Source organism: Duganella sp., assembly GCF_039595735.1.
In the GTDB taxonomy this organism is placed as follows: Bacteria; Pseudomonadota; Gammaproteobacteria; order Burkholderiales; family Burkholderiaceae_D; genus Rugamonas.
The window spans coordinates 121,549-135,735 of the sequence record NZ_JBCNLB010000004.1; the positions used below are offsets into that span (position 1 = coordinate 121,549).

12 protein-coding genes are annotated in these 14,187 nt (G+C 64.0%); all 12 read left to right on the forward strand.

Annotated features, from left to right (window positions below; genetic code table 11):
• Window positions 1–5: 5 nt before the first annotated feature.
• Genes rsmH through ABDW57_RS10400 form a run of 12 tightly spaced genes read left to right on the forward strand, consistent with a single transcriptional unit; the run spans window position 6 to window position 14,187 of the window.
• Window positions 6–974: a 16S rRNA (cytosine(1402)-N(4))-methyltransferase RsmH gene (rsmH, locus tag ABDW57_RS10345; protein WP_343730120.1), complete on the forward strand. Its 969-nt coding sequence runs from the start codon at window positions 6–8 to the stop codon at window positions 972–974.
• Window positions 971–1,246, forward strand: a complete 276-nt coding sequence (gene ftsL / locus ABDW57_RS10350; RefSeq protein WP_343730121.1) for a cell division protein FtsL — start codon at window positions 971–973, stop codon at window positions 1,244–1,246. Before rsmH ends, ftsL begins: the two co-directional genes overlap by 4 nt.
• The gene (locus ABDW57_RS10355) at window positions 1,243–3,018 is read left to right on the forward strand and encodes a penicillin-binding protein 2 (RefSeq protein ID WP_343730122.1); all 1,776 of its coding nucleotides are present in this window, start codon (window positions 1,243–1,245) and stop codon (window positions 3,016–3,018) included. Before ftsL ends, ABDW57_RS10355 begins: the two co-directional genes overlap by 4 nt.
• Window positions 3,015–4,571, forward strand: a complete 1,557-nt coding sequence (locus ABDW57_RS10360; protein ID WP_343730123.1) for a UDP-N-acetylmuramoyl-L-alanyl-D-glutamate--2,6-diaminopimelate ligase — start codon at window positions 3,015–3,017, stop codon at window positions 4,569–4,571. Before ABDW57_RS10355 ends, ABDW57_RS10360 begins: the two co-directional genes overlap by 4 nt.
• The gene (murF, locus tag ABDW57_RS10365; protein WP_343730124.1) at window positions 4,571–5,956 is read left to right on the forward strand and encodes a UDP-N-acetylmuramoyl-tripeptide--D-alanyl-D-alanine ligase; all 1,386 of its coding nucleotides are present in this window, start codon (window positions 4,571–4,573) and stop codon (window positions 5,954–5,956) included. The genes ABDW57_RS10360 and murF overlap by 1 nt, the downstream gene beginning before the upstream one ends.
• A 2-nt stretch (window positions 5,957–5,958) precedes the next feature.
• Window positions 5,959–7,128, forward strand: coding sequence for a phospho-N-acetylmuramoyl-pentapeptide-transferase (gene mraY, locus ABDW57_RS10370; protein ID WP_343730125.1), 1,170 nt, complete (start codon window positions 5,959–5,961; stop codon window positions 7,126–7,128).
• Entirely contained in the window at window positions 7,128–8,744 is a 1,617-nt protein-coding gene (gene murD, locus ABDW57_RS10375) for a UDP-N-acetylmuramoyl-L-alanine--D-glutamate ligase (protein ID WP_343730126.1), read from the forward strand. The genes mraY and murD overlap by 1 nt, the downstream gene beginning before the upstream one ends.
• Before the next feature lie 2 nt (window positions 8,745–8,746).
• The gene (gene ftsW, locus ABDW57_RS10380; RefSeq protein ID WP_343730127.1) at window positions 8,747–9,967 is read left to right on the forward strand and encodes a putative lipid II flippase FtsW; all 1,221 of its coding nucleotides are present in this window, start codon (window positions 8,747–8,749) and stop codon (window positions 9,965–9,967) included.
• Window positions 9,964–11,031: an undecaprenyldiphospho-muramoylpentapeptide beta-N-acetylglucosaminyltransferase gene (murG, locus tag ABDW57_RS10385; protein WP_343730128.1), complete on the forward strand. Its 1,068-nt coding sequence runs from the start codon at window positions 9,964–9,966 to the stop codon at window positions 11,029–11,031. The genes ftsW and murG overlap by 4 nt, the downstream gene beginning before the upstream one ends.
• Complete coding sequence (gene murC / locus ABDW57_RS10390) at window positions 11,028–12,419, forward strand: UDP-N-acetylmuramate--L-alanine ligase (protein ID WP_343730129.1); 1,392 nt, start codon at window positions 11,028–11,030, stop codon at window positions 12,417–12,419. Before murG ends, murC begins: the two co-directional genes overlap by 4 nt.
• A gap of 3 nt (window positions 12,420–12,422) precedes the next feature.
• The gene (locus tag ABDW57_RS10395; RefSeq protein ID WP_343730130.1) at window positions 12,423–13,382 is read left to right on the forward strand and encodes a D-alanine--D-alanine ligase; all 960 of its coding nucleotides are present in this window, start codon (window positions 12,423–12,425) and stop codon (window positions 13,380–13,382) included.
• 7 nt (window positions 13,383–13,389) lie between these two features.
• A complete protein-coding gene (locus ABDW57_RS10400; RefSeq protein ID WP_343730131.1) occupies window positions 13,390–14,187 on the forward strand; it encodes a cell division protein FtsQ/DivIB in 798 nt (265 codons plus the stop codon).

The following is a 14,187-nucleotide window of genomic DNA, read 5'->3' on the forward strand; positions in this document are numbered from 1 at the left end:
GTCACATGAACACGACAACGGTGCCTGAATTCCAGCATCGCACGGTGCTGTTAGACGAAGCGGTTGCTGCGCTGGCGCTGGATGGCGCGCGCGCCAACGGCGTGTTCGTCGACGGTACCTTTGGCCGTGGCGGCCACTCGCGCCTGATCCTGTCGAAGCTGGGCGCCAACGCCCGCCTGATCGCTTTCGACAAAGACCCGCAAGCCATCGCCACCGCCGAACAAATCACGGACCCGCGCTTCACCATCGTCCACGACAGCTTTGCCACCATGCGCGAAGCGCTGGCGGAGCGCGGCATCGACAAAGTGGACGGCATCCTGCTCGACCTCGGCATCTCCTCACCGCAGGTGGATGATGCCGCGCGCGGCTTCAGCTTCCGCAACGACGGCCCGCTCGACATGCGCATGGATACCACGCGCGGCATGTCGGCGGCGCAGTGGCTCGCCACTGAAACCGAACAGACACTGGAAAAGGTGATAAAAGAATATGGGGAAGAACGGTTTGCTTTTCAGATTGCAAAGGCGATTGTTGCTCGCCGGGCAGTCGAGCCAATTTCAACCACACGACAGCTTGCCGGCATCGTGGCAGGCGCGGTCAAGACTCGGGAAAAGGGCAAGGATCCGGCAACCCGCACATTTCAGGCTATCCGGATTTTCATCAATAAAGAGCTTGAAGACCTTGAAGTCGGTTTGAACCACGCTTACGACAGCCTGGCGCCGGGCGGCATCCTCGCCATCATCAGCTTCCACTCGCTGGAAGACCGCATGGTGAAGCGCTTCTTCGCGTCCAAGGCCAACGTCGAGCAGCCGGACCGCCGCCTGCCGATCCGCGCGGTCGACCTGCCGCAGCCGGAACTCAAGCTGCTGTCCAAGATGAAGCCATCCGACCGCGAGGTGGATGACAACCCGCGCGCCCGTTCGGCGGTGATGCGCGTGGCGCGCCGTCTGCCTATCCCTTCGGTGGAGGGCGCATGAGCAACAAGATCAACCTGGTGCTGACGATCTTGCTGGTGGCTTGCGGCCTGTCGCTGGTGAACGCCCAATACCAGGCGCGCCATCTGTTCATCGAGCTGGAACGCGCGCAATCGCAGGCGCGCCAGCTGGATATCGAATGGGCGCAGCTGCAGCTGGACCAGTCTACGCTGGGCAAGCACGCGCGCATCGAGGAGATCGCGCGCCGTGATCTGAACATGACGCCGCTGACCGCGGCGCGCACCCAATACCTGACGCCGGAGCACGCAAAATGAGCCGCGGCAGCAATCTGAACACCTCGCGCGTGGCTGCCGCCAAGGGCGTGGCCTTCTCCCGCAGCCCGGTGCTGGCAGTGCGTCTGCCGACCTGGCGTTCGCGCGTTGTGCTGTTCGTATTGTTTGCCGCCTTTGCCGCACTGGCTTGCCGTGCCCTGTGGCTGCAAGGCCTGTCGACCCAGTTCCTGCAAAAGCAGGGCGAGATCCGCTATGCGCGCACGCTGGAACTGCCGGCCACGCGCGGCAAGATCACCGACCGCGATGGCCAGGTGCTGGCATCCTCGGTGCCGGTGAAAGCGATTTGGGCGATCCCGGACGATGTGCAGGAAGCGCCGCCGGCCAAGCTGAAACAGCTGGCGAAACTGCTCGATATGAGCGACGCCGAGCTGCAAAAGAAGCTCGATTCCGACCGCAATTTCGTCTACCTGAAACGCCAGGTGGAGCAGGACGTGGCCGACCAGATCACCAAGCTTGGCATCGAAGGCATCCAGACCCGCAAGGAATACAAGCGCTTCTACCCGCAGGGTGAAGTGGCGACCCACGTCGTCGGTTTCACCAACGTGGAAGACCAGGGCCAGGAAGCGATGGAGCTGGCGCAGCAGAAAACCCTGCAGGGTGTGCCGGGCAGCCGCCGCGTGATCAAGGACCGCCTGGGCCGCATCGTGGAGGATATCGAGTCGGTGCGCGAGCCGCACGACGGCAAGGACCTGACGCTGTCGATCGACAGCAAGATCCAGTACATCGCCTTCACCCAGATCAAGGACGCGGTCGAGAAGTTCAAGGCCAAGGCCGGCGCCGCCGTGGTGCTGGACGTGCACACCGGCGAGGTGCTGGCGCTGGCCAACTGGCCAAGCTACAACCCGAACGACCGCTCCAAGCTGACCGGCGAACAGCTGCGCAACCGCGTGATGACCGACACCTTCGAGCCGGGATCGTCGATGAAGCCATTTCCGGTGGCGATGGCGCTGGACGCCAAGAAGATCACGCCGCACACCATGTTCGACACCGGCAATGGTTCGATGGTGATCGGCGACCGCGTGATCCACGACACGCATCCGCATTACATGATCGATGTGCAGACCATCATCCAGAAGTCGTCCAACATCGGCACCACCAAGATCGCGTTCGGCATGCCGGCGCAGGATCTGTGGGAGATGTTCACCAAGCTCGGTTTCGGCCAGCAGCCCAAGTGGGGCTTCCCTGGCGCCGTGGCCGGCCGCGTGCGTCCTTACAAATCGTGGCGTCCGATCGAACACGCCAACATGAGTTTTGGCCAGGGTATTTCGGTCTCGCTGATCCAGCTGGCGCGCGCCTACATGGTGCTGGCGCGCGATGGCGACATCATTCCATTGTCGTTCCAGAAGGTGCATGAAGCGCCGCACGGCACGCAGGTCATCAGCCCCAAAACCGCCGCCGAGATGCGCGAGATGCTGGAAATGGTGACGCAGCCTGGCGGTTCGGCCGTCAAGGCGCAGGTGCCGGGCTATCGCGTCGGCGGCAAGACCGGTACGGCGCAGAAGTTCATCGGCGGCCGCTACTCGCACACCAAATACATAGGTAACTTCGTCGGCATGGCGCCGATGTCGGACCCACGTTTCATCATCGCTGTGATGATCGACGAGCCAGGCGGCCCGTTGACCTACGGCGGCGACGTGGCCGGTCCGGTGTTCTCGGCGCTGGCCGCGCAGGCACTGCGCGCCAAGAACGTGGCGCCGGACTCGGACCTGACCCATATCATCATTCCTGAATCTGCAGCACAGGGGAACATGTGACGACTTCTACTTTCGACCCATTGGCTTTCGCAGCCGCGATCCGCAAGCTGGCGCCTACGGCGAACCTGGCTTCGGACTCGCGCCGCATCAAGCTGGGCGATGTGTTCTTTGCCTATCCGGGCGATGCCGGCGATGGCCGTAGTTATATTGACAGCGCCATCGAGCAGGGCGCGGCGTTGATCGTGCTCGACCCGAACGGCTTTGCCTGGAACGACAAATGGACCGTGCCTTATCTGACGGTCGAGAATCTGAAGCGGAACGCCGGCCTGATCGCCCACGCTTTCTACCAGCAGCCGGATGCCGGCATGTTCACCGTGGGCGTCACCGGCACCAACGGCAAGACCTCCAGCGCCGTGTGGCTGGGCCACGCGCTGTCGCGCGCCGGCGAGCCGGCGGCGGTGGTGGGCACGCTCGGCGTGGGCGTGTTCCGTCCGCGCGGCGATGTGGAATACGATGTCACCGGCTACACCACGCCGGACGCGGTGCTGCTGGCGCGCACGCTGGCCGACCTGCGCGAGCAGGGCGCGGCTTCGCTGGCGATTGAAGTGTCGTCGATCGGCCTGGATCAGGGCCGCGTGGCGGGCATGCACTTCGACGTCGCCCTGTTCACCAACCTGACGCGCGATCATCTGGACTACCACGGCACCATGGAAGCCTACGAGGCGGCCAAGGTCAAGCTGTTCGAGTGGCCGGGCCTGAAAACGGCGGTCGTCAATCTGGATGATCCGGCTGGCCTGCGCCTGATTGCGCACCTGAAGTCGCGCACTCCGCTGGCCGGCAATATTCCGCTGATCGGCTACACCCTGCGGGACGGCGCCGCGCAACCGGATATCGACGGCGTACTGATGCTGCGCGGCAGCCAGCTGCGCGCCGGCCGCAGCGGCGGCACCGAATTCCATCTGGACTGCCCGCTGGGCGTGGCGCTGGTGAAGACCCACCTGGTGGGCGCCTTCAACATCAGCAACGCGCTGGGCGTGATGGGCGCTGTGATCGCCAGGGGCCTGGGTCTGCGCGCCGCCATCGAAGCGGTGGAAGGACTGGAGCCCGCGCCGGGCCGCATGCAGCAAGTCGGCGGCCATGATGCGCCGTTGATCGTGATCGACTATGCGCACACGCCGGATGCGCTGGAAAAAACCCTGGCCGCGCTGCGTCCCGTGGCGAACGATCGCGGCGGCCAGCTGTGGTGCGTGTTCGGCTGCGGCGGCGACCGCGATCCGGGCAAGCGTCCGCAAATGGGCAAGATCGCGCAGGCTGCGGATCATGTGCTGGTCACCAGCGACAATCCGCGCAGCGAAGATCCGCATTCGATCATCGAGCAGATTTTGGCCGGCATGGACCAGAGCAATCCGGCATCGACGGTGCAGGCGCTGGACGACCGCGCCGCCGCCATCCTGTCGGCCATCAAGCACGCGGCCAAGCCGGATGTGATTCTGCTGGCCGGCAAAGGCCATGAGCCGTATCAGGAAATCAAAGGCAAGAAGCTGCCATTCTCCGACGCCGATCATGCGCAACTGGCGCTGTCGGCCCGCTTAACCATGATGAGGACGAATTAATGCGTGCAGCAGTCGCACAAATTCTGCCTTCTCTGACCGGCGCACGCTTGGTGAACGCCGGCGATGTCGTATTCGACGGCGTCTCGACCGACAGCCGTAGCGTAGCCGCAGGTGCCTTGTTCGTCGCTTTGCGCGGCGAAGTGTTCGATGCCCATCACTTCCTGCCGCAAGTGGCGGAGAAGGGCGTCGCCGCGGTCGTTGTAGAGGAAGTGCCGGAAGGCTTTGCGCTACCGGCCATCGTTGTGCCGAATACGCTGGTGGCGCTGGGCCAGATCGCCAACTGGTGGCGCAGGCAGTTCAACGTGCCGGTCATCGGCGTCACCGGCAGCAACGGCAAGACCACGGTCAAGGAGATGATCTCCGCGATTCTGGCCGCCGCTTACGGCGACGAAGGCCGCCTCGCCACGCGCGGCAACCTGAATAACGAAATCGGCGTGCCGCTCACGCTGTTCCGCATGGATGCGCAACAGCAGGCAGCGGTGATCGAGATGGGCATGAACCATCCTGGCGAAATCGGTCGCCTGGCCGCCATCGCCGGCGCGAATATCGCCATGGTCAACAACGCCCAGCGCGAGCATCAGGAATTCATGCACACGGTGGAAGCGGTGGCGCGCGAGAACGGTTCGGTGCTGTCCGCGCTGCCGACCGACGGCGTGGCCGTGTTCCCGTATGGCGACGAGTTCACGCCGGTGTGGGAAGAACTGTCGGCCGGCCGCCGCCTGCTGCGCTTCGGCCTGACCAAGGACGCGGAAGTCAGCTGCACTTTCCGCGCCAGCGATTTCGAAAGCGAGATGTTCATCACCATCTGCGAGAGCGAGGCCGACACGCGCCAGTTCTTCGTGCGCCTGCAAGCGGCTGGTGAACACAATGTGCGCAATGCGCTGGCGGCAGTGGCGTGCACCTATGCCGCCGGCGTGCCGCTGGAAAAAATCAAGCTGGGACTCGACACCTTCGCGCCGGTCAGCGGCCGTCTGCAGAAGAAGCAGGCGGTCAATGGCGCCGTGGTGATCGACGATAGCTACAACGCCAATCCGGATTCCGTGCGTGCCGCCATCGACGTGCTGTCGAAAGCTGCCGCGCCGCGCGTGCTGGTGCTGGGCGACATGGGCGAAGTCGGCACCCAGGGCCGCGAGTTCCACGAAGAGATCGGCGCTTATGCGCAGGACAAGGGCATCGAAACGGTGCTGGTAACAGGTGAGCTGGCAGCGCATATCCAAGGCGCCAGGGTTCGCCATTTTGAAAACTTTGGCGATTTGCTGTCTGCGGTGGACGCAGCGGTGTCGCCTGATGCAACTGTATTAATCAAGGGCTCCCGTTTCATGAAGATGGAGCGGGTCGTGCAGCATTTGATTGGGTCGCAACAAGCTAACAAGGAAGGTCACTAATCATGCTGCTCTGGCTCGCGCAATTTTTCCAGCAGGACGTCGGGTTACTCCGCGTCTTCAACTTCATCACGTTCCGCGCGGTGTTCGCCACCGCGACGGCGCTGTTCATCGGTCTGGCCGCCGGCCCGTTCGTGATCCGCAAGCTGACCGCGATGAAGTATGGCCAGGCCGTGCGTACCGATGGCCCGCAGACCCACCTGAAAAAGCACGGCACGCCAACCATGGGCGGTGTGCTGATTTTGATTTCGATCGCCATCGCCACGCTGCTGTGGTGCGACCTGTCGAACCGCCTGATCTGGCCGGTGCTGATCGTGACGCTGGGCTTTGGTGCGGTAGGCTGGGTGGATGACTACCGCAAGGTGGTGTATCAGGACCCGGAAGGCATGCGCTCGCGCGAGAAGTATTTCTGGCAGTCGCTGGTGGGGATCGCCGCTGCGCTGTACCTGGGTTTCTCGGTGTCGGCCACCAGCACCGCGCAGGTGTTCGAACTGTTCTTCGCGTGGGTGCGTTCGGGCTTCGAGATGGATCTGCCGCCGAAGGCTGACCTGATTGTGCCATTCTTTAAGACCATCAGCTATCCGCTGGGCGTGTGGGGTTTCATCGCGCTGACCTACTGTGTCATCGTCGGCTCGTCCAACGCCGTTAACTTCACCGATGGCCTGGATGGCCTGGCCATCATGCCGACGATTATGGTCGGTTCGGCACTGGGCCTGTTCGCTTACCTGACCGGTAGCGCCACATACTCGAAGTATCTGTTCATTCCGCACATTCCGGGCGCGGGCGAATTGATCATCTTCTGCGGCGCGCTGGCTGGCGCGGGCCTGGCCTTCCTGTGGTTTAACACGCACCCGGCGCAGGTATTCATGGGCGACGTCGGCGCGCTGGCGCTGGGCGGCGCGCTGGGAACTATTGCGGTGATTGTGCGTCAAGAGATTGTGTTGTTCATCATGGGCGGTATCTTCGTTGCCGAGACGGTGTCGGTGATGATTCAGGTGAGCTGGTTCAAGTACACCAAGAAGCGCTATGGCACCGGCCGTCGCGTGTTCCTGATGGCGCCACTGCACCACCACTTTGAACAAAAAGGCTGGAAAGAGACCCAGGTTGTCGTGCGCTTCTGGATTATCACGATGATTCTGGTACTGGTTGGACTCTCGACGTTGAAACTGCGCTGATGATCTACGAAGGCAAAAACGCACTGGTACTAGGGCTGGGGGAATCCGGCCTGGCGATGGCGCTGTGGCTGGCCCGCAGCGGCGCGCGCGTGCGCGTGGCCGATACGCGTGAGGCGCCGGATCGTCTGCCGGCATTGCAGGCGGCCGTGCCGTCGGCGGAATTCGTCGCCGGGCCGTTTGGCGCCTCGCTGCTGGAAGGTGTCGACTTTGTGGCCGTCAGCCCAGGCCTGGCGCCGGGGCGCGAGCTGAAGGAGATCGCACCGGCCGCCGCTGCCGCCGGCATCGAAGTGTGGGGCGAGATCGAATTGTTCGCGCAGGCGCTGGAGTGGCTGAAGGAGTCGCGCGGCTACGCGCCGAAAGTCATCGCCATCACCGGCACCAACGGCAAGACGACCGTGACCACGCTGGTCGGCCAATTGTGCGAGCGCGCCGGCAAAACCGTGCGCGTCGCCGGCAACATCAGCCCCGCCGCACTGGACGTGCTGCGCGAGGTGCTTGACGCTACCCCGGCCCCGGCCCCCGGCTCGGACGACGTCGACGCTCCCGCCGCCGGGCAAGCCGCTGCCGCCCCGGCCGCCGCGTTGCCATCCGCGCTGCCGGAAGTCTGGGTGCTCGAACTCTCGTCCTTCCAATTGCAGACCACCTTCACGCTGGAAGCCGACGCGGCCACCGTGTTGAACGTGACGCAGGACCACCTCGACTGGCACGGCGACATGCCATCCTACGCCGCCGCCAAGCACCGCGTCTTCGCCGCCAACACCGTGCGCGTATTGAACCGCGACGACGCCACCACCATGCGCATGGCCAGCGCCACCGGCCATAACGTGACCTTCGGCACCGACGCGCCAACCCTGCGCGACGACCTTGGCCTGAACAACGAACGGGGCGTGCTGTGGCTGGCCACCGCGATCCCGGCCGAAGAAGAGGGCGAGCCGAAAAAGCGCAAGAAAAACGACCCGCCGCCACCGCCGGTGGAATGCATCGTCAAGAACCTGATGCCGGCCGACGCCCTGCAAATCCGTGGCATCCACAACGCCGCCAACGCCTTGGCCGCGCTGGCCCTGTGCCGCGCCATCGACCTGCCGCTGGCGCCGCTGCTGCACGGCCTGCGCGAATACCGCGGCCAGCCGCACCGCGTGGAACTGGTCAGCGCCATCAACGACGTTGAATACTACGACGACAGCAAAGGCACCAACGTCGGCGCCACCGTGGCCGCGTTGAATGGCCTGGGCAAGGCCTTCACCGGCGACAACCAGCGCCTGCTGGTCATCCTGGGCGGCGACGGCAAAGGTCAGGACTTCGCGCCACTGGCCGAACCGACCTCGCGCTACGCCCGCGCCGTGCTGCTGATCGGCCGCGACGCCCCGCAAATCCGCGCCGCGCTGGAACAGGCCGCGCGCGAGCAGGGCGCCGAGCTGCCGTACGTGATCGAAGACTGCGGCACCGACCTGCCGCAAGCCGTCAAGCGCGCCAGCGAACTGGCGCAAGCCGGCGACGCCGTGCTGCTGTCGCCCGCGTGCGCCAGCATGGACATGTTCAAGAACTACGCGCATCGCGCCCAGGTGTTCATCGACACCGTGCGCGACATCGCGCTCGACGCCGGACAGGAGCTCTGAACATGGCCCTCCAGCTGCCATTCCGCTTTGGTTCCAAGTCGGCTGAAACGCCGATGGAGAGCCGCGCGCGGCAGTCCAAGATGATGGAATACGACCAGCCGCTGGTCTGGGTCACGCTGTTGCTCATGCTGCTCGGGATGGTGATGGTGTACTCCGCCTCGATCTCGCTGCCGGATTCTCCGAAATTCGCCAACTATGCGCGCTGGCAGAACACCTACTTCCTGCAGCGGCAGATGATGTTCATCGCCGTTTCGCTGGTGGTTGGCCTATTCGTCTTCCGCATCCGCATCGCGGACCTGCAGAAAGCCGCGCCGTATCTGTTCATCGGCACGCTGGTGCTGCTGGTGCTGGTGCTGATTCCTGGCGTCGGCGTGGTGGTCAACGGCGGCCGCCGCTGGCTATCGCTCAAGGTCTTCAACGTGCAGCCGTCCGAGCTGATGAAAGTGGTGGCCGTGCTGTACGCCGCCGACTACACCGTGCGCAAGCAGGAATACATGCACAAGCTGACCAAGGGCTTCATGCCGATGGCGGCGGCGGTCGGCTTTGTCGGCCTGTTGCTGCTGCTGGAGCCGGACCTGGGCGCCTTCGGCGTGATCGTCTGCATCGCCATGGGCATCCTGTTCCTGGGCGGGATCAACGCCATCTGGTTCGGCGGCATCGGCGCTGTGCTGGTGGTGATCTTCGGCTCCATCATCGCGCTGTCCAAGTTCCGGCGCGAACGCTATTTCGCATACCTCAATCCGTGGGAAGAAGACAATGCGCTGAACAAGGCCTACCAACTGACCCACTCGCTGATCGCCTTCGGGCGCGGCGAGATTTTTGGCGTTGGGCTGGGCGGCAGCGTGGAAAAACTGCACTACCTGCCGGAAGCGCATACCGACTTCCTGCTGGCGGTGATTGGTGAAGAGCTGGGCCTGGCCGGGGTGCTGGTGGTGATCGCGCTGTTCTACTGGATCATCAAGCGCGCCTTCGACATCGGCCGCCAGGCCATCGCCATCGACCAGACCTTTGCCGGCCTGACGGCCAAAGGCATCGGCATCTGGATCGGCGTGCAGACCTTCATCAATATGGGTGTGAACCTGGGCTTACTGCCAACCAAGGGCTTGACCCTGCCGCTGATGAGCTATGGCGGCACGGGCGTTGTAATTAACTGCATCGGGCTCGCGATCCTGCTCCGGATCGACTACGAGAACCGGGTCCTGATGCGTGGTGGCAGACTATGAAACGATTAATGATTATGGCGGCCGGTACCGGCGGTCATATTTTCCCCGGCCTGGCGATCGCGCAAACCATGCGCGCGCGCGGCTGGGAAGTGAGCTGGCTGGGCACGTCCACCGGCATGGAGCAGGATCTGGTGCCGAAGAGCGGCATCGCGATGGACAGCATCAACTTCACCGGCATGCGCGGCAAAGGCCTGAGGCACACGGTGAGCGGCGCCTTCAAGATGGTGAAGGCGTTTGCCGACTGCTTCAGCTTCATTGGCCGCCGCAAGCCGGACGTGGTGATGGGCATGGGCGGCTACGTGACGGTGCCGGGCGGCTTCATGGCCCGCCTGCGCGGTGCGCCGCTGGTGCTGGTGAACGCCGACGCGACGCTGCTGTTGTCGAACAAGACGCTGGTGCCGGCGGCATCGCGCGTGTGTTTCGGCTTCCCGGCCAACTTCGGCAGCGCGGCCGGCAAGGCGGTCGTCACCGGCAATCCGGTGCGCAAGGAGATTCTGGACATGGCGCCGCCGGCACAGCGTTTCGCCGGCCGCGAAGGCCCGCTGCGGATTCTGGTGGTGGGCGGCAGCCTGGGCGCGAAAGCGCTGAATGATGCGTTGCCGGCGGCGCTGGCGCTGATCCCGGAGGCACAGCGTCCGCAGGTGACGCACCAGTCGGGCAAGAAAAACATCGATGCGCTGCGCGCCTCCTATCAGCAGGCCGGCGTGACGGCCAACGTGGTCGACTTCATCGACGACATGGCGGCGGCCTACAGCGCAGCGGATCTGGTGATCTGCCGCGCCGGCGCCATCACCGTGTCCGAGCTGACGGCGGCGGGCGTGGCCAGCGTGCTGGTGCCGTTCATGGCATCGACCACCAGCCACCAGCGCGACAACGCGCAATGGATGGCGAAACAGAAAGCGGCGATTCACATGCCGCAAACGGAATTGAGCGCGCAAGCGGTTGCGACGCTGTTGGAAACGCTGACCCGCGCATCCTGCCTGGCCATGGCCACGGCGGCACGCGAAGTCGGCAAACGCGACGCGAATGACGCGATCGCGCAAGTATTGGAGCAGTTGGCATGAAACACAAAGTACAGAACATACACTTCGTCGGCATCGGCGGCAGCGGCATGAGCGGCATTGCGGAAGTGCTGCTGACGCTGGGCTACACCGTCTCCGGCTCGGACCTGGGCAGCAATGCTGTCACCCAGCGTCTGGCCGACATGGGCGCGACTGTGTATCAGGGCCACGCGGCAGAAAACATCGGCAAGGCCGATGCCGTCGTGACCTCGACCGCTGTACAGCAGGACAATCCTGAAGTCGTTGCAGCACGCAGCCGTAAAATTCCTATCGTCCCGCGCGCGGTGATGCTGGGCGAGTTGATGCGCCTGAAGCGCGGCATCGCCATCGCCGGCACCCACGGCAAAACCACCACCACCAGCCTGGTGGCTTCGGTGCTGGCGCAGGGCGGCCTCGATCCGACCTTCGTCATCGGCGGCCGCCTGACCGCCGCCGGCGCCAACGCCAAACTGGGCACCGGCGAATACCTGGTGGCGGAAGCCGACGAATCGGACGCCTCGTTCCTGAACCTGACGCCGATGATCGAAGTCATTACGAATATCGACGCCGATCACATGGAAACCTACGAGCACGATTTCGAAAAGCTCAAGCAGGCTTTCGTCCACTTCACGCACCGCCTGCCGTTCTACGGCCGCGCCATGCTGTGCATCGACGATCCGCATGTGCGTTCGATCCTGCCGCACGTGACCAAGCCGGTCACCACCTACGGCTTTGCCGAAGACGCCGAAGTGCGCGCCGTGAACGCGCGCGCGGTGGGCGTGGAAATGCACTTCACCGTCAAGCAGGAAGGTTATCCTGACCTGGACGTGGTGCTGAATCAGCCGGGCATGCACAACGTGCAGAACGCCTGCTCCGCCGTCGCCATCGCACGCGAGATCGGCATTGAGGACAGCGCAACGCAGGCCGGCCTGGCCGGTTTTGCCGGCGTTGGCCGGCGCTTCACCAAGTACGGCGACGTCGCCATTCCAGGCGGTGGCGCCTTCACGCTGGTGGACGACTTCGGCCACCACCCGCTGGAAATGGAAGTGACCATGGCTGCCGCGCGTGCCGCCTATCCGGGCCGCCGCCTGGTGCTGGCGTTCCAGCCGCACCGTTTCAGCCGCACGCGCGATCTGTTTGAAGACTTCGTCAAGGTGCTGGGCACGCCGGACGTGCTGGTGCTGGGCGAAGTGTACGCCGCCGGCGAGGCGCCAATCGTGGCCGCCGACGGCCGCGCGCTGGCGCATGCGCTGCGCGCACGCGGCAAGACCGAACCAATTTTTGTTGAGGCCATCGGCGATATGCCGGAGACCATCATGGGCGTGGTGCGTGACGGCGATGTCGTCATGACCATGGGCGCAGGCTCGATCAGCGGCGTCCCAGCCAAACTGACTAATTATCCAAAGGTCTGAATCGTGAGCATCCTCAATCCACAAGACGCAAAGGCATTCGGCAAGGTCGGCGTGCTGTTTGGCGGCCGCTCGGCGGAGCGCGAAGTGTCGAACATGTCCGGCTCCGGCGTGCTGGCCGCGCTGCAGGGCAAGGGCATCGACGCGCATGCGTTCGATCCCGGTCAGCGTTCGCTGGCAGAACTGGCGGCGGAAAAATTCGATCGCGTGTTCATCGCGCTGCACGGCCGCTTCGGCGAAGACGGCAGCCTGCAAGGCGCGCTGGAACTGCTGGGTATTCCTTACACCGGCAGCGGCGTCACCGCCAGCTCGGTGGGCATGGACAAAATCACCACCAAGATCATGTGGCTGCACCATGGTCTGCCGACGCCGCGCTATGCGGTGCTGAACGCGCAGTCGGACCTGGCCGCCGTTGCCGCGGATCTGGGCCTGCCGCTGATCGTCAAGCCCCCGCATGAAGGTTCGACCATCGGCATCACCAAGGTGACCGAGGCTGCCGGCTTCCAGGCCGCCTACGACAAGGCCGCCGCGCTGGACGACTCGGTGCTGGCGGAAGAATTTGTCACCGGCCGCGAATTCACGGTCGCCATCCTGGGCAGCGGCGCCGGCGCGCGCGCGCTGCCGATCGTGGAGATCGTGGCGCCCGAAGGCAATTACGACTATCAGAACAAGTACTTCACGGACGATACCCAGTATTTCTGCCCGGCCGCGCTGCCAGACGCGCTGACGGCGGAGATGCAGCGCATCGCCGTGGAAGCGTACCGCGCACTCGGTTGCGAGGGCTGGGGACGCGTCGACGTGCTGCTGCGCGAACGCGACCAGAAGCCTTTCCTGCTGGAGGTGAATACTTCGCCCGGCATGACCAGCCATTCGCTGGTGCCGATGGCGGCGCGTGCGGAAGGCATCAGTTACGAAGACCTGTGCGTTGAGATTCTGCGCAGCGCGCGTCTGAAGATGAAGGGATAAGCAGTAGATGTGGCATGACGTGAAGGCTTTGAATGCGACCGCCAGCACCTTGTTCGTGCTGACCGTGTTGGCATGCATAGCATCCGGCGTGTGGTGGGTGTCGCAGCGTCCGATGTTCAATCTGCGCACTATTCGTATTGAAACGATGAGCGGTGACGAAGAGCTGAAGCACGTGAACCACCTGACGCTGCGGAACAACGCGCTGGGCCGGATCAAGGGCAACTTCTTCACCACCAACCTGGATGCGGTACGCCAGGCGTTTGAGTCGGTGCCATGGGTACGCCGCGCAACCGTGCGGCGCGAATGGCCGGACCAGCTGATCGTGGCGCTGGAAGAGCATGAGGCGCTGGGGACGTGGGGCGAGGATGGCCGGCTGTTGTCGACCAAGGGCGATGTGTTCACCGCCAACCTGGCCGAAGCGGAGGAAGACCACGCGCTGCCGGCGTTTGACGGGCCGGAAGGAAGTGAGAAGGAAGTGCTGTCGCGGTACGCCGAGTTGCGCAACTGGTTCGCGCCACTGAAGCTGATACCGCAGGCGTTGTCGCTGTCCGGGCGCTATGCGTGGACGGTGACATTGGATAACGGAATGAGCGTGGCGCTGGGCCGGGAACAGACCAGCACCACATTGAAGGAAAGGGTGGACCGCCTGGTGGGGATTTATCCGCAGCTGGTGGAGCATCTGCCGAATATAGACACGATAGACATGCGGTATCAGAACGGTTTGGCGCTGAGCGCGCAGGGATTGAAGATTCTGGCGGAAGGCGCCAAACCGAAACCGAAAAAAACGGCACCAAAGCATAACTAG

Coding starts and splice junctions, on each gene's coding strand:
- ABDW57_RS10355 (WP_343730122.1), top strand. CDS start 1,243: ATGAGCCGCGGCAGCAATCTGAACACCTCGCGCGTGGCTGCCGCCAAG.
- murC (WP_343730129.1), top strand. CDS start 11,028: ATGAAACACAAAGTACAGAACATACACTTCGTCGGCATCGGCGGCAGC.
- murF (WP_343730124.1), top strand. CDS start 4,571: ATGCGTGCAGCAGTCGCACAAATTCTGCCTTCTCTGACCGGCGCACGC.
- ftsW (WP_343730127.1), top strand. CDS start 8,747: ATGGCCCTCCAGCTGCCATTCCGCTTTGGTTCCAAGTCGGCTGAAACG.
- murD (WP_343730126.1), top strand. CDS start 7,128: ATGATCTACGAAGGCAAAAACGCACTGGTACTAGGGCTGGGGGAATCC.
- ftsL (WP_343730121.1), top strand. CDS start 971: ATGAGCAACAAGATCAACCTGGTGCTGACGATCTTGCTGGTGGCTTGC.
- ABDW57_RS10400 (WP_343730131.1), top strand. CDS start 13,390: ATGTGGCATGACGTGAAGGCTTTGAATGCGACCGCCAGCACCTTGTTC.
- murG (WP_343730128.1), top strand. CDS start 9,964: ATGAAACGATTAATGATTATGGCGGCCGGTACCGGCGGTCATATTTTC.
- rsmH (WP_343730120.1), top strand. CDS start 6: ATGAACACGACAACGGTGCCTGAATTCCAGCATCGCACGGTGCTGTTA.
- mraY (WP_343730125.1), top strand. CDS start 5,959: ATGCTGCTCTGGCTCGCGCAATTTTTCCAGCAGGACGTCGGGTTACTC.